The 17,822-nt window shown below is 67.4% G+C and carries 14 protein-coding genes; 3 read left to right on the forward strand and 11 right to left on the reverse strand.

Going from position 1 to position 17,822, the window contains the following annotated elements; all coding sequences use genetic code 11:
* Positions 1–93: 93 nt before the first annotated feature.
* Positions 94–369, reverse strand: a complete 276-nt coding sequence (locus HOV91_RS13840) for a hypothetical protein (protein ID WP_174185787.1) — start codon at positions 367–369, stop codon at positions 94–96.
* On the reverse strand, positions 350–5,095 hold the full coding sequence (locus HOV91_RS13845; protein WP_174185788.1) for an FHA domain-containing protein: 4,746 nt from the start codon (positions 5,093–5,095) through the stop codon (positions 350–352). The genes HOV91_RS13840 and HOV91_RS13845 overlap by 20 nt, the downstream gene beginning before the upstream one ends.
* A gap of 191 nt (positions 5,096–5,286) precedes the next feature.
* On the opposite strand from HOV91_RS13845, the gene HOV91_RS13850 reads away from it, so the two are divergent.
* Positions 5,287–6,951 (forward strand): WXG100 family type VII secretion target, encoded by a 1,665-nt coding sequence (locus HOV91_RS13850; protein ID WP_174185789.1) that lies wholly within the window; start codon positions 5,287–5,289, stop codon positions 6,949–6,951.
* 82 nt (positions 6,952–7,033) lie between these two features.
* Positions 7,034–7,696 carry a hypothetical protein gene (locus HOV91_RS13855; protein ID WP_174185790.1) on the forward strand — a complete coding sequence of 221 codons (663 nt, stop codon included), beginning with the start codon at positions 7,034–7,036 and terminating at the stop codon, positions 7,694–7,696.
* Between the two features lie 75 nt (positions 7,697–7,771).
* Here HOV91_RS13855 and tuf read toward each other — a convergent pair whose 3' ends face one another.
* The 7 genes from tuf to hppD form a co-directional block, all read right to left on the reverse strand.
* A complete protein-coding gene (gene tuf, locus HOV91_RS13860; protein WP_043698828.1) occupies positions 7,772–8,962 on the reverse strand; it encodes an elongation factor Tu in 1,191 nt (396 codons plus the stop codon).
* A 98-nt stretch (positions 8,963–9,060) separates the two neighbouring features.
* Entirely contained in the window at positions 9,061–11,163 is a 2,103-nt protein-coding gene (fusA, locus tag HOV91_RS13865; protein ID WP_174185791.1) for an elongation factor G, read from the reverse strand.
* 138 nt (positions 11,164–11,301) lie between these two features.
* Positions 11,302–11,772 carry a 30S ribosomal protein S7 gene (rpsG, locus tag HOV91_RS13870; RefSeq protein ID WP_014988439.1) on the reverse strand — a complete coding sequence of 157 codons (471 nt, stop codon included), beginning with the start codon at positions 11,770–11,772 and terminating at the stop codon, positions 11,302–11,304.
* Position 11,773: 1 nt separating this feature from the next.
* Positions 11,774–12,148: a 30S ribosomal protein S12 gene (gene rpsL / locus HOV91_RS13875; RefSeq protein ID WP_039801925.1), complete on the reverse strand. Its 375-nt coding sequence runs from the start codon at positions 12,146–12,148 to the stop codon at positions 11,774–11,776.
* 342 nt (positions 12,149–12,490) lie between these two features.
* Positions 12,491–13,048: a DUF3558 domain-containing protein gene (locus HOV91_RS13880; RefSeq protein ID WP_312884602.1), complete on the reverse strand. Its 558-nt coding sequence runs from the start codon at positions 13,046–13,048 to the stop codon at positions 12,491–12,493.
* 10 nt (positions 13,049–13,058) lie between these two features.
* Entirely contained in the window at positions 13,059–13,586 is a 528-nt protein-coding gene (locus HOV91_RS13885) for a DUF3558 domain-containing protein (RefSeq protein WP_174185792.1), read from the reverse strand.
* A 140-nt stretch (positions 13,587–13,726) separates the two neighbouring features.
* Positions 13,727–14,929 carry a 4-hydroxyphenylpyruvate dioxygenase gene (gene hppD, locus HOV91_RS13890; RefSeq protein ID WP_174185793.1) on the reverse strand — a complete coding sequence of 401 codons (1,203 nt, stop codon included), beginning with the start codon at positions 14,927–14,929 and terminating at the stop codon, positions 13,727–13,729.
* 162 nt (positions 14,930–15,091) lie between these two features.
* On the opposite strand from hppD, the gene HOV91_RS13895 reads away from it, so the two are divergent.
* Complete coding sequence (locus tag HOV91_RS13895) at positions 15,092–15,616, forward strand: Lrp/AsnC family transcriptional regulator (RefSeq protein ID WP_174185816.1); 525 nt, start codon at positions 15,092–15,094, stop codon at positions 15,614–15,616.
* A gap of 11 nt (positions 15,617–15,627) precedes the next feature.
* Here the strand turns inward: HOV91_RS13895 and HOV91_RS13900 are convergent, their stop codons facing one another.
* Together HOV91_RS13900 and HOV91_RS13905 are read right to left on the reverse strand one after the other, a co-directional pair.
* On the reverse strand, positions 15,628–16,740 hold the full coding sequence (locus tag HOV91_RS13900; protein WP_174185794.1) for a winged helix DNA-binding domain-containing protein: 1,113 nt from the start codon (positions 16,738–16,740) through the stop codon (positions 15,628–15,630).
* Between the two features lie 22 nt (positions 16,741–16,762).
* Entirely contained in the window at positions 16,763–17,737 is a 975-nt protein-coding gene (locus HOV91_RS13905) for an NADPH:quinone oxidoreductase family protein (RefSeq protein WP_174185795.1), read from the reverse strand.
* Between the last annotated feature and the right edge of the window lie 85 nt (positions 17,738–17,822).

Below are 17,822 nucleotides of genomic sequence, written 5' to 3' on the forward strand. Positions count from 1 at the left end.
GCCGCCGCCTAAGGCCGGTGATCGGCTTCGATCACCCAACGCCCACCCGTCGTCCCCGCTCCCGTGGTCGACCCTCCCGCGCCGAGGGCACCGCTATTCGTTCCCCAGGTCCATTCCGTCCAGCCCCGCCTCCCGCAGGATGCGGGCCAGGGTCTCGTCGTCCACCGGGCGCTCCGGAGGTTCCACCTCGGAGATCGGGTTCTCTCTCGCCGTGGGGAGCATCTCGTCGTAACCGGGGTCGCCGGGATGGAATTCCTCGAAGCCGCTGTAGTAGACGCCGTCCTCGGTCCGGCCGCGCAATCGAACCAAGATCGTCTCGCCGTCCTCGGCGAGCATGGGCGGGCTGGTGTCATCCGAATACGCGGTCAAAGTAATCCTTCAGCTGATTCGCGAGTTGGCGGTCACCGAGGGCGAAATCGCGAAGCTGTTTCGGGCCGTGCAGCCACGCCGTGAACGCCTCGCCGAACGCTTCCACCGGCTTGTCGAAGTAATTGTTCCACTTCGCGTTCTGCCCGATGGACTGGAGCATAGCCGCGTGCAGGTCACGCCACTCCTTCGCATCGCTGAGCCATTTCCCACCGGTGCCGTATGCCGCGTCGACAGCATGCCCGAACTCGTGGAAGACCACGTTGAGGCTACCGCCGTGTCCGCCGGAGTTGATCACGATTCGCCGCGGGCCGCCCAGGTACACGCCTCGCACGGTGTTCCAGCTGGTACCCGGTTTGCGGCCGTATGGGGTGCTGCCGGCCAGGCTCTCGGTGCCGGGCAATTGGAGCATCGGGCGATTCCCGATGACGATTCCGCCACCCGGAATCGCGTTCATATGCTCGCTCACCCGTGCGTAGATATGGCTGGGCACGCGTGCGAGATCTCGCAGCATTCCCAAGGTCTCGGGTGTCCGGTCGATGACGTTCACGAATGCGCCGCCGTCGGCGGGCGGATAGGCGACGACGAACTCGAATGCGTCCCCGAGCCGCACGCTGTCGCCCGGATGCAGCATGACCTTCGTCCCCGGCGTGATCTCCCTTCCGTTGACGTAGGTGTGGTTCGTCGATCCTTCGTCCCGGATCCAGACCCGGCCGGAGGGGTAGACGCCGACACTGGCGTGCTGACGAGATATCTCGTTGACGCGGGACAGGCCCTCGGGCAGTTCCGCGCTGTCGCGCCCGAGCAGCAGGGGCTCGCCGCCGCGCACCAGATCGAGGGATACGTCGCCGTGCACGTTGTTCAGCTTCACCGGCAACACCTGCGGGCTGCGTTCCAGGTAGCCGTCGTCGAAGCGTGCCGCGCCCACCCAATCATCGCCGAAACGGATCTGATCACCCGAGCGCAGCTGTACCGGCCGGTCCGGATCGACCTTGACGTGGTCGACCCAGGTGCCCCTGGTCGAGTGTTCGTCGCGCAGCCAGACGTGCCCGTACTCGTCGCGGTAGATCGTGGCGTGGCGACGCGACACCTGCATGTTGTCGGCCAAGTGACTCGCCATCGGCGAGTCCGGCCCCCGGCCGATCACCACCTCCTCGCCGCGCCGCAGTGCGAGCGGAGGCAGGTTGTCGTCGTCGGACAATCTCAGCAGCAGCGGCGCTTCCGCACCGACCTGAAGTCTCGAGGACACACCACCGAAGGTCAACTCGTCTCCGGCGTTCAGGTACCGCTTCTCACCCGCCGGTATCCGCTCGTCGTTGACCTTCGTCCCTACCCAACTGTCCCCGTCCGGGTCGCGCACCCAGATCCGTCCGTCGAGATCGCGTCCGAGGGCGACTTGCCGTCCAGACATTCCGTACATGGTGTATTGGTTCAGGAGGCTGACATCGATGGAGATCTCCTGCCCCGGGACGAGGCTGATCGGGCGCTTGTGCATATGCGGCGGGAACTGCAGTTCGGCAGGCGGCAGGTTGGGGCGCTCACTGCTCCCGATATGCGCTGTCCCGAGGTAATCGGGACCGAGTCCGACATTGTCACCTTCGGCCAGGCTGACCTTCTGGTTCGGAGCGATCTTGTCACCGTTGACCCATACCCCCTCCGATTCCGGATGGGCTCGGATCCACAACCGGCCGTCATGGTCCAAGCCGAGCGTGGCGTGCCGCTCGGCGACACCGGAAACCCCACGCAGTTGGGCGGCGAAGGGCGAGTTCTCGCCGTTGCCGATCACGACCGTCTCTCCCGGCGCGAGCCGCACCGGTGCCGCATCCGCCCCGCTGCCGATGCGCACGCGCACCGGGCTCACGTCCGCCGGCGCGTCCGTCGGGACGAATCGCGCCTCGGTGTCATACCAGCCGAGGCGCAACTCATCGCCCGGCTCCAGTATCCGGCGCTCCCCCCTGCCGAGCCGATCGCCATTCACTCGCGTGCCGTTGGAGGAATCGCTGTCCTGAATCCAGACCCGGCCGTTCTCGTCCATGCCGAGGATCGCGTGGCGTCGCGAAACACTCTGTCGTCCAGGCGCTTCGGGATGCACCATGTCGCGCCCGATCTCGACCTCCCGGCCGCGATGCAGCTTCAGCGCGGGCCCCTCGTTACCGAACAGCCGGACTTCGGCCATCTGACGCTGGAAGGCGACGCCAAGTTCCAGATCACGGCCGAACATGACGTCTTGGCCGTCGTAGATGCGCATCCAGCGTCCGCCGGTCATCTGCTTGCCGTCGACGAAGGTGCCGTTCATCGAGTGGTCGTCGCGAAGCAGGACATGGCCTTGCTCGTCCACGGTGATGGTCGCGTGGCGGCGCGAGACCCGGTCCGTGGCCATGTCTTTCAACAGCGAGCCGTCACCGCGCCCGAGCACGTACTCCTGCCCCGGAATCAATCGAAGCGGGAGCCGCGCGCCATCCTGTCCGGTCAGCACCACATCGACGAAACCACCATCGGGATGGCGGTAGAGCTGAGTGAATCCGGCCGGCGGGGGCTCCGCCGCGAGTGCGTATCGGTCCTGGCTCGCCGATTGTTCGTGTCGCTCGACGCGCGGCTGCGGTTGTGTCGGCGGGCCGTCGTAGGTCGGTTCGTCCGGCCGGGCGCGCGGGGCCGGCCCCTCCTGACCCGCCGCCACCTTCTCCGCCGACGACTGCCGTCCGTCCGAATCCGCCGCATCGATCGGAGCCCGCCTCGACTGGTCCGGAATGTGCGGATCGTCCTGCACCGGCCGCCGTCCATCCGCCGCCGCGTCGACCGGTACGCGCGGCGTCAACTCCTCCTGCCGCACGACCGGAGCATCCACCTCCCGAGGCAGCGGTGGAGGCTGGTCCCCGCGGCCCCGTGGCGCGACCGCCGCGTTGATCTCGCCGCGCGGCGTCGGGGGGCGGCCATCGCGCAGCGGATCGTCGATCCGGGGCGGCCGGTCTTGACGTGGCGTGACGGACACCGCCCTGCCCTCGCTCGCCATACCCGGCGTCGCGCCGCCTGGCGGTGGTGCCACGGGCGGCGGAGCCCCACGGCGCGAGTCGCCGCCGGGCGCGGCATGGTCCTCCAGCGCGGTCATCCGCTGGAGCATGGCGTCATACCAGTCGCGACGACCTGCCGCGGAGAACACCGGGCTCAATTCTTCGACCCGCTGCCGGATCTCCAGCATCTCGGGTCGCGTGAGATGGTGTTCCCGGAACAGGATTTCGTCGTTGGGTCCGTAGCGCAGGAAGTTCTCCGCGAAGGGACCGGGGACATACTGTGCGTCGGTGAGGTTCTCGAATGCACGGCTGTGGTCGATTCCCCACACGTTCCCGTCCGGGTCGACCATCCAATTGTCGCCGTTGCGGTCCGGCATGCGGATCAGCACATCCATCACGCCTTGGCGCATTCCGGCCGGAGAGCTGATGACCTCCGGTGGGAACGAACTGCGCGGATACGACTCCGCCGCCACGGCGCCGGGCACCGCTTCCATATAGACGTGCTCCCCGACGACATGCACTGCGGGCACCCGCGCGCCCACCGCGTCGCCGACCAGCGAGCTCAGGATCTCCGCGTGCGCGTGTCGCGGATCGGCGACCACTTTGTGGATCACCTCGGTGCCGTCGTGGAAGATGAGCCGCTCCACCACCTTCGCCGACTTTCCCTCGGTGCTGAATCGCTCGATCACCTCGACCCGCGGTGGTTCACCGGAGTTCAACAGGTCGTTGACGCGCACTGCGAACTCCCGCTGGCGCAAAGCGATCCGATGGGCGCCGTTCTCCGCTCGGAACGCGTTGCGGCCCGCCGTGTGTACGCGAAGCGCACTGCCCGCCGCGCCGACGAACCCGCTACCGAAGCCGGTGACGACGGATTCGCGAACCATCTTGAACAGGTCACCGAGGCTGTGGATGTCCTCGTGATGGATGATCAGCGACGGGATCACGCCGGCCAGACCACCCGCGATTCCACCCGCGCCGCCGATCAGCATGGTCCCGCCGAGGTGCGCGGCGAGTCGGCCCTGTGTAGTGGTGGCCCTGCCGCCCAGCCGCTGCAGTATGCCGGGAGCGAGCCTGCGTCCGACCTCCGCGCCCGCCACGCCGCCGACCACACCGCCCAAGATGTGCTCGAAGAATGCGGCGAAGTCGAACCCGTCGCGGACGCCGTCGCTGATGTCCCACAGCTGCGCTCCCGCACTGATCGCCGCACTGGTCAGGGCGCCGACCTTCGCGGCGTGCACGGCCCCGTGCAGCGCGGCTCGCCGGGCCGCGCCGGATGCGGCGTTTTCCGCCACCTCGCCGGCGAATCTCATCGCCGCCGCGCGCATCGCCTGCTCGGCCTCGATCCGGTCGATCAGCGCCTTGGCCCCGCCACCCTGGAAGAACAGCAACGCGTCATAGGCCAATTGCGCCGCGAGAGCGATTCCCATCGCCGCCAGAAGGTGTCGAACCTGAACGGTGGAATCGGCCGTGTCATGGCACTGTTTCCCCATGCTCTGACACACGGCGGCCTTGTCCCGCATGGCTTGGGCGACGACCTCGTGCCGCTGGGCCAGACCATCCCGGGTGACGCCGGTCAACGCGGATTCGGTCGACGCCGCCTCCGCTTCGTAACGGTCGGCGGACTGAGTTAACTCCTGGCATGCCTGCAGATATGCGTCACCGCAGCGGCGCATGCCGTCCACGTCCGTCTCGGGCCAATGCCCGATGACCAAGTCACGCACAACCGATGGCACCTCGGCCAGCAGCGCATCCATAGCCGACTGCCTCCCGGCACCTTCTAGCAGCCTGAGCGCCAATGTAGACAGAACCAGCGGGTGTTACATCCCCAACATTGGGAATAGTGTTGTCAACCTCGGGAAGGCGGTGCGCTCGCCGGGTCGACAATAGAGAGCTCGGGAGGTAGGGAGAAGTTGTGGTCGAGCAGTTCTCGGCAGATCTGGATCGCCTACGGGCCCAGGCTCCGGCGTTCGACCAGATCGGCTCGGAGGTGGCAGCGACCGTACAGCGACTGCGGACAACGTTGGCAAGCGAAGGCGCGCCGTGGGGCGACGACGATGCCGGGCGCGCGTTCGCCGAATATTACGTCCCGGAACACAAGAGGACGATGGCCGACTTGAACAGCCTCGTCGAGGTGCTCCAGCAGGCCGGCACCGATCTGCGCCACCTGGCGGAGAACTTCGAGAACCAGGATCGGGCCGTCGGGCAGCGGATTCGCGATTCCGGCAACGCGCTTCAGAATGGTTCCCCCTTGCTTCCGGTGGCGGACAACGCCACGCTCACACACCGGCTCGGCCCCAGCGCCATGGACACACCCACCCTCGCGCAGCCATCCGCGGAACATCCGCTACCCACCGCGGCGACACACCCGGCCCAGCGAACTGTTACCACCGCACCACCGGACCACTGGTCACCTGATTCGCAGAGCGCCCCCGCCCAGACCCCGGGCACACCCGCGAACGGGTCCGCTCCAGAACAGCAGCCGAGCCGGCCAGAGAACAATCCGCCCGGCCGGGACACCGAGCAGCCGAGCTTGCCCGGCCCCGGCGCGCACCCACCTCGTCAAGCGGACCCCGCACGCACCCGTCCCGCGCCGGGCACTCTGCCGCCTTCACCATGGGCGAAGGCCGCTGCCGCCGCGAATCAATCCGCCGCGACGAAGCAAACAACCGGCGCGGCGAAGCAACCCACCGCCGCTGCGCCGAGTACGCCCTGGACCAGACCCACCGCAGGTCGTCCGCCGAAGGTCTCCGCACCGGACGCGAACACGCCCGGTTCGCCGCCGCGCATGCCAGGACGACCGCCCGCACGACCGGACCAGAAAGATGAGAAGCCGAACCGGAAGGTGGACGCCTCCGCCGAGTCGGTCGCGGCCCGCCTCGCCCGGGAACTCGCCGAGCGCCACGGTGTGCGTGCGTTCGGCTTCGACACTCCCGACATCGCGGTGGAGGTATTGACCGAGATCGTCGCCGCGGTGGACGACGTGCTGCCGCGATACCCGCGGATCGCCCTGCGCGCCATCGGGATCGAGGAACTGACGGACGGCGAAACGGCTCGACTGGAATGGGATTCGGCGTCACCTGGTGAATCGAGCGATTTCTTCGACGCCGAGGGCGCGGCCGACCAGGCGCTGTCCACCGCGCGTGTCGTGCTGGCGCTATCCGTCGCGACCGACCCGAATCGGTTCGAGCAGTCCGTGACCGCGGCCGACAACGCAGGCCTTGTCGCACCGGGATGCGCACGGCGGCCCGTGTATTCGGCGATCGTGCGGGAACTCGGCAGGGCGCTCGACCGAGCAGGCGGTTTCCGCGCACGCGCCGGCGCGCAGCGGGCGCTGCTCACGGCGTACCTGCCTCAGCTGAGCCCCGAGGACAAGGGATCGCTGAATCGCACGGTGTCCGGCTTCCAGGAATGGCGAGCACAGCTGGGTGGCCGCAGCTTCGACCGCGGACGGTTCCATCCCGCCGCCGCTCTGGCCGAGGCGTTCACCGACGTGATCCTCAACGGCGTGCAAGCCGCGCCGCCCGCGCAGGTGCTGCACCGCCTTCTGGTCACCACCGCGAACTCCCCCACTCCATAGCGTCTGCGCACAGCGGAGCACAGATACGCGATATCCAGTCGTGAGGTGAATGATGTTGCCGCGCAGGGATACTGTGAGCAGTATGCGGTGGCTGGTTGCGGTAGGTTCGGTGCTCCTATTGGCTGGATGCGCGCAGGTCACGTCGGGGAAGCCGGAGCCGGTGGCGGGCTCGTCGCAGGTGGGGACGGGGCCGTCGCAGACAGGTGCGCCGGAGAAGGAAGGGGACCTGCGGGATCGGATCGAATGGGTTCGGCAAGGTTCGCCCGTCGATCTCGCTCGGTTCCACTCGGCGCAGGTCGCCGGCGGCCCGGTGACCGATCTGGCGGCCGATATCGCGTTCGTCAGCCCGACCCGCAAGATCAGCTGCATCACCGGTGTCGAATTCGATTTCGACGGGTTCGACTGCATGGTCGAGTTGCGCGAACCGGTGCCTGCGCCGGGTGAGGGCTACGGCCAGTGGTTCGGCGGCTACGTGACCTACTCCGGGCAGCGGCTGACGGTGGGCCAATTCCGCGGCGACCCGGGGCTGTTCATCAACGGCGAGGGCCAGACGTTGCCGTACGACAGCACCGTCGCCTTCGGCGACTACCTCTGCCGCCTCGCGACAACCGGCCTCAGCTGCGTGAATCCCACCCAGCGCACGGGCGTGCAATTGAGCAGCGAAGGCGTCGTTCCGCTCGGCTGCCTGCGCGAACTCCCGGAGTCCGAGCGCGAGCCAGCCGTCGGCCGCGCTTACGCCTGCTGAGCCGGCGCACCCGATCCAGAAACGGGAACGGCGCCGCTCCCGGAGGAGCGGCGCCGTTACCAGCGATTCAGCGAATCACTTGATGATCTTCGTGACACGACCGGCGCCGACGGTGCGGCCACCCTCGCGGATCGCGAAGCGCAGACCCTCGTCCATGGCGACCGGCTGGATCAGCTTGACGAGCATCTCGGTGTTGTCACCGGGCATGACCATCTCGGTGCCCTCGGGCAGGGTCACAACGCCCGTCACGTCAGTCGTACGGAAGTAGAACTGCGGACGGTAGTTGTTGAAGAACGGGGTGTGGCGGCCGCCCTCGTCCTTCGACAGGATGTACGCCTGGCCCTCGAACTCGGTGTGCGGGGTGGTGGTGCCCGGCTTCACGACGACCTGGCCGCGCTCCACGTCCTCACGCTTGATACCACGAACCAGCAGACCGACGTTGTCGCCCGCCTGGCCCTGGTCGAGCAGCTTGCGGAACATCTCGATACCGGTGACCGTGGTCTTGGTCTTGTCCGGACGGATACCGACGATCTCGACTTCCTCGTTCACGTTGATCACGCCACGCTCGACGCGACCGGTGACGACGGTGCCACGACCGGTGATGGTGAACACGTCCTCGACCGGCATCAGGAACGGCTTGTCGGTCTCACGAACCGGGTCCGGGATGGACTCGTCGACCGCGGCCATCAGCTCCAGCACCGACTCCGACCACTTCGGGTCGCCCTCGAGCGCCTTCAGGCCGGAGACCCGCACGACCGGCGCGTCCTCGTCGAACTCCTGCGAGGCCAGCAGCTCGCGGACCTCCATCTCGACGAGCTCGAGGATTTCCTCGTCGTCGACCATGTCGGCCTTGTTCAGCGCGACCAGGATGTAGGGCACGCCGACCTGACGGGCGAGCAGCACGTGCTCACGGGTCTGCGGCATCGGGCCGTCGGTGGCGGCGACCACGAGGATGGCGCCGTCCATCTGCGCCGCACCGGTGATCATGTTCTTGATGTAGTCGGCGTGACCCGGCGCGTCGACGTGCGCGTAGTGGCGCTTCTCCGTCTGGTATTCGACGTGGGAGATGTTGATCGTGATACCACGAGCCTTCTCTTCCGGCGCCTTGTCGATCTGATCGAACGCGAAGCTCTCGTTCAGATCCGGGTACTTGTCAGCCAGCACCTTGGTGATCGCTGCGGTCAGCGTGGTCTTGCCGTGGTCGACGTGACCGATGGTGCCGATGTTGACGTGCGGCTTCGTCCGCTCGAACTTCGCCTTCGCCACTTTGTTGTCCTCCTGGACTTGTTGGTGCGTGCAATTGCAGCAGTGCGGGGGTCATCCCCGCGGACACGGGGAAAGGGATTACAAACGCCCGGGAGCTATTACTCGCCGGTCGCCTTGGCGATGATCTCCTTCGACACGTTGGCCGGGACCTCCGCGTACGAGTCGAACACCATGGAGTAGTTCGCCCGGCCCTGGGTCTTCGACCGCAGGTCACCGATGTAACCGAACATCTCCGAGAGCGGAACCAGCGCCTTGACGACACGGGCACCACTGCGTTCCTCCATGGCCTGGATCTGACCACGGCGGGAGTTCAGGTCGCCGATCACATCGCCCATGTAGTCCTCGGGCGTGGTGACCTCGACCGCCATCATCGGCTCGAGGATCACCGGACCGGCCTTGCGAGCCGCTTCCTTGAGCGCTTGCGCGCCCGCGATCTTGAACGCCATTTCCGACGAGTCGACGTCGTGGTAGGCGCCGTCGAGCAGCGTGACCTTCAGGTTCACCAGCGGGTAGCCGGCGAGCACACCGTACTGCATGGCGTCCTGGGCGCCCGCGTCCACCGAAGGGATGTACTCCTTCGGCACGCGGCCACCGGTGACCTTGTTCTCGAACTCGTAGTGCGCGCCGTCCTCGCCGACGAACGGCTCCAGTCCGATGATCACCTTCGCGAACTGGCCGGAACCACCGGTCTGCTTCTTGTGCGTGAACTCGAGCTTCTCGACCCGCTTGGTGATCGTCTCGCGGTAGGCCACCTGCGGCTTACCGACGTTCGCCTCGACCTTGAACTCGCGCTTCATGCGGTCGACCAGGATGTCGAGGTGGAGCTCGCCCATACCGCCGATGACGGTCTGGCCGGTCTCGGCGTCCAGCTTGACCGAGAAGGTCGGGTCCTCTTCGGAGAGACGCTGGATCGCGGTGCCCAGCTTCTCCTGGTCGGACTTGGTCTTCGGCTCGATGGAGACCTCGATGACCGGGTCCGGGAAGGTCATGGACTCGAGCACGATCTGGTTCTGCGGATCGCACAGGGTGTCACCGGTGGTGGTGTCCTTCAGGCCGATGACCGCGTAGATGTGACCAGCCGAGGCGGCGCCGACCGGGTTCTCCTTGTTGGAGTGCATCTGGAACAGCTTGCCCAGACGCTCCTTCTTGCCCTTGGTCGAGTTGATGACCTGGGCGCCGGAGTCGACCTTGCCGGAGTACACGCGGACGTAGGTCAGCTTGCCGAAGAACGGGTGCACCGCGATCTTGAACGCCAGGGCCGCGAAGGGCTCCTCGGCGCTCGGCTTGCGGGTGAGCAGTTCCTCTTCCTTGCCGGGCACGTGGCCGGTGGTGGCCTCCACGTCCAGCGGCGAGGGCAGGTAGTCGATGACCGCGTCCAGCATGGGCTGCACGCCCTTGTTCTTGAACGCCGAGCCACACAGCACGGGGTAGAGCTCGGAGGTCACCGTCAGCTTGCGGATGGCGCCCTTGATCTCCTCGACGGTCAGCTCTTCGCCGCCGAAGAACTTCTCCAGCAGCGCCTCGTCCGACTCGGCGACGGTCTCCAGCAGTTCCTGGCGGTACTGCTCGGCCTTCTCCTTCAGATCGTCCGGGATCTCGACGACCTCGTACTGCTCACCGAGCTTGGTCTCGCCGCGCCACACCTTGGCGTTGTTCTCGACCAGGTCGATGATGCCCTCGAAGGTGTCCTCCGCGCCGATCGGCAGCTGGATGACCAGCGGCTTGGCGCCGAGGCGGTCCTTGATGGTCTGCACGGTGAAGTAGAAGTCCGCACCGAGCTTGTCCATCTTGTTGACGAAGCAGATCCGCGGCACGTCGTACTTGTCCGCCTGACGCCACACCTGCTCGGACTGCGGCTCGACGCCTTCCTTGCCGTCGAACACCGCGACGGCGCCATCGAGCACGCGCAGCGACCGCTCCACCTCCACGGTGAAGTCGACGTGCCCGGGGGTGTCGATGATGTTGATCTGGTTGTCTTTCCAGAAGCACGTGGTAGCCGCGGAGGTGATGGTGATACCACGCTCCTGCTCCTGCTCCATCCAGTCCATCGTGGCGGCGCCGTCGTGGACCTCACCGATCTTGTACGTAATGCCGGTGTAGAAGAGGATGCGTTCAGTTGTGGTCGTCTTGCCCGCATCGATGTGGGCCATGATGCCGATGTTGCGGACCTTGTTCAGGTCGGTGAGCACGTCCTGTGCCACGGAAATCTTCCCCGCTCGTAGCTAGTTGGGATTATCGGGGACGACCCTGTGGTCGCCTCTGTTGTCAACGCCGGACGCGGCCGGTGAGTGCCGCGTTCCGGCTGTGCCTCCCGACCCAGACGACGGGCCGGGCAGACGTCACCAGCGGTAGTGCGCGAAAGCCCGGTTGGACTCGGCCATCTTGTGGGTGTCCTCGCGGCGCTTGACCGAGGCGCCGAGGCCGTTGCTGGCGTCGAGCAGTTCGTTGGCCAGGCGCTCGACCATGGTCTTCTCCCGGCGCGCACGCGAGAAGTTGACCAGCCAGCGCAGGGCCAGGGTGTTGGCGCGGCCCGGACGGACCTCGACCGGAACCTGGTAGGTGGCGCCACCGACGCGGCGGGGCTTCACCTCCAGCGACGGCTTCACGTTGTCCAGCGCGCGCTTGAGGGTCACGACCGGGTCGGTGCCGGTCTTATCGCGCGCCTGCTCCAGCGCACCGTAGACGATGCGCTCGGCGGTGGACTTCTTACCGTCCAGCAGGATCTTGTTGACCAGCTGAGTAACCAGCGGCGAACCGTAGACCGGATCGTTGATCAGCGGACGCTTGGGTGCGGGGCCCTTGCGTGGCATATCAGCTCTTCTCCTTCTTGGCGCCGTAACGGCTGCGGGCCTGCTTGCGGTTCTTCACACCCTGGGTGTCGAGGGAGCCACGGATGATCTTGTAGCGAACACCCGGAAGGTCCTTCACACGACCGCCGCGCACGAGCACCATCGAGTGCTCCTGCAGGTTGTGACCCTCGCCGGGGATGTAGGCCGTGACCTCGACCGAGCTGGTCAGGCGAACACGCGCGACCTTGCGCAGCGCGGAGTTCGGCTTCTTCGGGGTCGTGGTGTACACGCGGGTGCACACGCCACGACGCTGCGGGCTCCCCTTCAGGGCCGCGGTCTTCGTCTTGGCGACCTTGTCGCGGCGACCCTTGCGGACCAGCTGGTTGATGGTTGGCATAGACCGGCTTTCCTTATTAGTTAACGCGGTGTGTGGACTTCATGTCTGTTGTAAGTTCGCGGCGTTCCCGGGGCCCTTGGGGAAGGCGAGCTTCCGCTTCCGGGCCCGTCGTTCACGCCGCTGTCATCGAGCTTTCACTCGCACGTCCGGCCACGTTTCTCGCGTCCCGAGGTCGGGCGTGTCGCGCGCGGCGCGGAGCCCGAATTCCGGGCACGCTGGAGTCGTCGGCCGCTCTCGCTGGCCTACGGTCACGCACGAACTTGCCCGTATGCTTCCGGGCACAGCGGTCCACGATACCCGTGGCCGGGACACAGGGTCAAAGCGGGTGGGTTCCGCAAGCGTCTACCTGGCCAGGTTCAAGGTCATTTCCATCAACTTCTTGGCCGCGTCGCACGGATCGGGATGCGCCGAACCGGGCCGGTAGTTGATCCACCACCCGATCACCCCGTTGTCCGGGGCGCTCGCCGTCACACCGCAGGAGTCACGGTCGTTCGGCCTGCGGATCTGCAGCGCGAGCGAACTCTGAATGGTGATATTGGTGGTCTCGTAGCCGAGCTTGTTGTTCGTCTGCTTCTCGTTGCTCAGCGTTCCGTTCTCATACCAGTTCAGCGTGGCCATGCCGTTCCCGCCGGGCGCGCCGATCAGGTCCCACATGCAGACCGCGCCGAAGAACGCATCGCTGATCGTGACGCTCTCACCGATCGCCTTGCCGATCTGCTCGTCGGAGAGGATCTCGCATTCGCGCAGCAATTTGTCCAGCCTGGTGTTGACCGGCTCGCTTCCGCCGACCGGCTGCGCGGTTCCGGAGACCACCTGCCCGCACCCGGCCCCGGCCAGCACGAACGCCGCGGCGACGGCGGCGGCCGCCGCGCGCCTGTACAGGTCTCGACCGACGTTCACACCGCACCCCTCACTGAATCCGCTGCAGCGTCAGCTCGGCGAGCGCGCGGCTGCGGTCGCACGGGTTACCGGTCCCCGCGCCGAACTGTCCGATATTCGTCGACCACTCGAAGAAGTCGTCACCGAGCTGCACCGCCAGATCGCAGATGGTTCCACTCGGGTCCAAGGCGGCGAACCCGTCGCGCCCGGCCACCGTTATCGGATCGGGCGCGCGGCCGTTGACGGTTACCCACGCCCGCTCACGCTCGATGGGACTACCCCGATAGGAGGCGAAAGTGATACTGGGAGAACTGATTCCGGCCGACTGCCAGTTGCATCCGACAGCGTTGCGGAACACCCCGGAGATCCGGCCGAGGCCACCGAGAGTGCGCACCTCTTCGTCGGTGACATGACCGCACTCCCCGACGAACGGGCCGAGCGCCACCACCTTGGGCACGGGCCGCGAAGGACCCGAGTCCTCGGTTTCCTCGCCCGAACCGCAGGCCGTCAGCGCGAGCACCAAGGCGGTCGCGATGACGACCGCCGACTTGATCCGCATGCAGAGAACTCTACCGACGCGGCAGCCGGACCGGCTCGACAAGATCGCCCGGCCCCCGAGCCACCACGGCGCGTCGCGGCGCCGAAACGAGCTCGCCCTTCGGTCGCGGTAGCGGCGGGACACACCCGGCCGCACGGCTCTCACAAATTCCCCCGCGCCTCCTGTTCACGTTCGATCGCCTGGAACAGCGCCTTGAAATTGCCCTTGCCGAAACCGAGGGAGCCGTGGCGTTCGATGAGTTCGAAGAACACCGTGGGGCGGTCGGTGAGCGGCCTGGTGAAGATCTGCAAGAGGTAGCCGTCCTCGTCCCGGTCGACCAGGATGCCACGGCGCTGGAGTTCTTCGACCGGGACGCGGACCCGGCCGATGCGGGCGCGCAGCTCGGGGTCCTCGTAGTAGGCGGCGGGTGTCTCCAGGAACTCGACTCCCTCCCGGCGCAAGGCGTCCACGCAGGTGAGGATGTCGCCGGTGGCGAGCGCGATGTGCTGGACGCCGGGCCCGCGATAGAACTCCAGGTACTCATCGATCTGGGAGCGTTTCTTGCCTACGGCTGGTTCGTTGAGCGGGAACTTCACCCGGTGGTTGCCGTTGGCGACGACCTTGCTCATCAGGGCCGAGTACTCGGTGGCGATGTCGTCGCCGACGAACTCGGCCATGTTCGTGAAGCCCATCACCCGCCGGTAGAACTCGACCCACTCGTCCATCTGCCCGAGTTCGACGTTGCCGACGACATGGTCGATGGCCTGGAACAACCGGGTGGGCGCGCCGTCGCGCCGCTGATAGTCGGAGCGGCGGGCGACATAGCCCGGCAGGTAGGGCCCGTGGTAACCGGATCGGTCGACCAAGGTGTGCCTGGTCTCGCCGTAGGTGGCCAGGGCGGCCGAGCGCACCGTGCCGAAGTCGTCGGTGTCGTCGTGCGGTTCGACCAGAATGGTGGCGCCGTGGGCGCGCGCCCACGCCACACAGCGGTCGACGTCGGGCACTTCGAGGGCGATGTCGACCACACCGTCGCCGTGCCGATCGTGATGGGCGACCAGCGGACTGTCCGGGTCAACCGCCCCGGTGACCACGAAACGCGCCGCGCCGCTGCGCAAGACGAACGCCTTGTGGTCGCGATTGCCGGTCTCCGGGCCGGAGTACGCCTCCAACCGCATCCCGAAGGCGGATTCCAGGAAGTGCGCGGTCTGGGTGGCGTTGCCCACGACCCAGACCAGGGCGTCCCACCCGATGACCGGGAACGGGTCACCGCTGTCGTCGTGGTCCACCAGCCCCACGAGCGTGCGCAGTTCGCCGTCGCTGGGAACGGCGCCGGGCGGTGCGTCCGGCAGGTGCTCGATGGTCATGTCCCAAGGAAATCGCCGAGTCGGCGGAGTAGGCAACAGCGACAATTCTCGATAGACACTGTGGCGAATTCGGCTAGGAACCGTGCGGTGATGCTGGACAATTTGAATAGCACCGACGCGACGGGCAGCGAGCCCGTCCGAGTGCTGGAACGGAGGGCGGTCATGGCGCGCACACCGGCGAAGCTCGACGAACTCGATCTCGCCATCCTCACCGCGATGCACGAGTACCAGAAGGCGGGCATCCTCGAACTGTCCCGCCGGGCCAAGGTCGCCAGGGCCACCGTGCAGTCGCGGATCGCGCGCATGGAGGAGTCCGGCGTGATCGCCTCCTACGACCCGCAGATCGATGTCACCGCGGCGGGGTTCGACGTGCAGGCGTTCGTCACGCTGGAGATCGCCCAGGGCGCGCTGGACACCGTGGCGGCCGAACTCGACGCCATCCCCGGCGTGCTGGAGGCCTACGCCACCACCGGCACCGGCGACGTGCTGTGCCGGATCGGGGCCGACTCGCACGCCGGGCTGCAAGCCGTGCTGCTGAGCATCGACCGGACCTCCTCCGTCACGCGCTCGCACAGCGTCATCGTGCTGTCCACCGTGGTGGCGCGCCGGGCGCTGCCGCTACTGCGCACGCTCGGCCCGACCGGGACCACCAAGGCGCCCGCCTATCGTCCAGCCCGGGAACCCTGAGCCGATCCGGGTCAGGGGCGCAGGTCGGCGTGCACGTCGAGGATTTCCACGCTCGCCTGCTTGTCCGCCTCGAGGAAGGCGAGCAGAGCGTGCGCCTCGGCTTCGACCTCGGCGCGCTCCGCGTTCGTCCAACTCCGGGTGGGGCTGATGCGCAGCCGGGCGAGCTTCGCATCCGTGAACACCTTGTACAGGCCCGCGAGGAAGCCGTCGACCAGCACCGGAGAGACCTGTGCCGCGAAGGCGCGCAGGGCGGGAGCGGTGCCGTCGGGCACGATCCGGGTCCGGTCCTGATGCGACAACACGGCGTTGTCGTACCAGCCGAGCAGCCGCACCGGAGCGGGGACGTCCGGATCGGCCAACGCACCGTCGGCGACGTCGTAGAGCGTGCGGCCGCGCTCGTCGGTGTAGATGCGCACCCGATCGCCGAGTTCCGCGACGGCCTGCTTCATGCCGGGCAGCTTCGACCAGGTTTGCATGTCCATCGTGCTCGCTGGACCGAACGCGCGCAGATACCGGAAAATCAGCTCTGCCAGGGGATAAGTCGGGTCCAGCGGCACACCCAGCCACGGCTGGACCCGCGACCAGATCGGCCTGCTGTTGTCCTTCCACTTCCCGCGCGGCGGCGTCTGCAGAACCGGCAGTTGATACAGCCAGGTCTGTACCACCGCGCCCGGGTCGCGGTCGGGGTACAGCTCGGCGGCGCGGGCGCGCAGGTCCGCCGCGGACATCGGCTCGTCGCCGAGCACGGCCTCGCCGTGCCCGCGCACCTGCTCCGGATCCAGTCCGATCATGGCGCCGTAGTTGAAGCCCTTGCGGAAGGGCACCTTCTCCAGCTCCGGCTGCACGTGCGGCGCGATCCGCACCGCGTCGGACGGAGTGACCAGGTGAATCGTCCCGCGCATCAGGGTGATCCGGACCAGGGAACGGTCCTCCAGCGCGTTCGACACCGTCGCCGGGTCGAACGCCGCGACGCGGCTCCACAATCCGACGTACGGCGGCGGCGAATCCTGCGCCTGTAGCCCGACGAGGTGGTCACACATCTGGTGCGCGGTCAGCCGCGAACGCTCGAGCAGGTGCTGGCGGGCCAGCAGGGTCCGATTGAGGACACGATTGGACAGTTTCATGACGCGGATGGGCCGGTGTGCGTCAGCGCAGCGTCACCACGACTTTGCCGGTAGCCGTCCGGTTCTCCAGCGATGCGACCGCCTCGGCGGCCTTGTCCAGCGGGTACAGCACCGGCTGCGGCGGCGCGATCTTGCCGGAGGCCAGCAGCGGCTCCACCTCGGCCCACTGCTCCTGCAGGTAGCCCGGGTGCGACATCACCCATTCGCCCCACGCCGCACCGGTCACCTCGACGTTCTTCAGCAGCAACCGGTTGACCTTGACGGTGGGGATCTCCCCCGCGGTGAAACCGACGACGAGCAACCGGCCCGCCGAGGCGAGCGATCGAATGCTGTCGGTGAAACGGTCGCCGCCGACCGGATCGAGCACGATGTCGACGCCGCGACCGCCGGTCAGCTCCTTCACCGCCGCGAGCCAGCCGTCGGTGAGCACTACGTCGGTGGCGCCGTTGGCGCGTGCCACCTCGGCCTTCTCCTCGGTGCTCACCACGGCGATCACCCGGCCTGCGCCGAGCGCGGCCGCCATCCGCAGGGTCGAGGTGCCGATGCCGCCCGCGGCGCCGTGCACCAGGACCGTTTCGCCTTCGGCCAGCCTGCCGCGGGTGCGCAGGCAGAAGTGCACCGTCAGATCGTTGAACAGGATGCCCGCGCCGGCCTCCAGCGAGACGTTGTCGGGGAGCCGGAACACCATCTGCGTGGGCGTCACGGCCGTCTCGGCCAGCGCGTTGCCGAGCATGGTCAATGCGATCACCCGGTCGCCGGGCCGCACGTGCGCGTCCTCGGGGGCCTCCCGCACGATGCCCGCGACCTCGCCGCCGACGACGAACGGCAGCTCGGGCTTCATCTGGTACAGGCCGCGCGTCATCAGCACGTCCGGGAAGGCCACGCCCGCGGCGTGCACGTCGATCACGACGCCGCCCGGGAAAGCCGCGGGCTCCGGGATATCGACGATCCGAACCGCTTCCGGTCCTTCCAGCTTGCTGACCTGGGCTGCGCGCATGTGCTGACCTCTCTGTCCTCGCGACGGCATGATCCGTGCCGACGCCACACCGACAACATAACGGTCGCGGCTCGACGACGCCCAT

The sequence above is a fragment of the Nocardia barduliensis genome, assembly GCF_013315795.1.
Taxonomy (GTDB): Bacteria; Actinomycetota; Actinomycetes; order Mycobacteriales; family Mycobacteriaceae; genus Nocardia; species Nocardia barduliensis.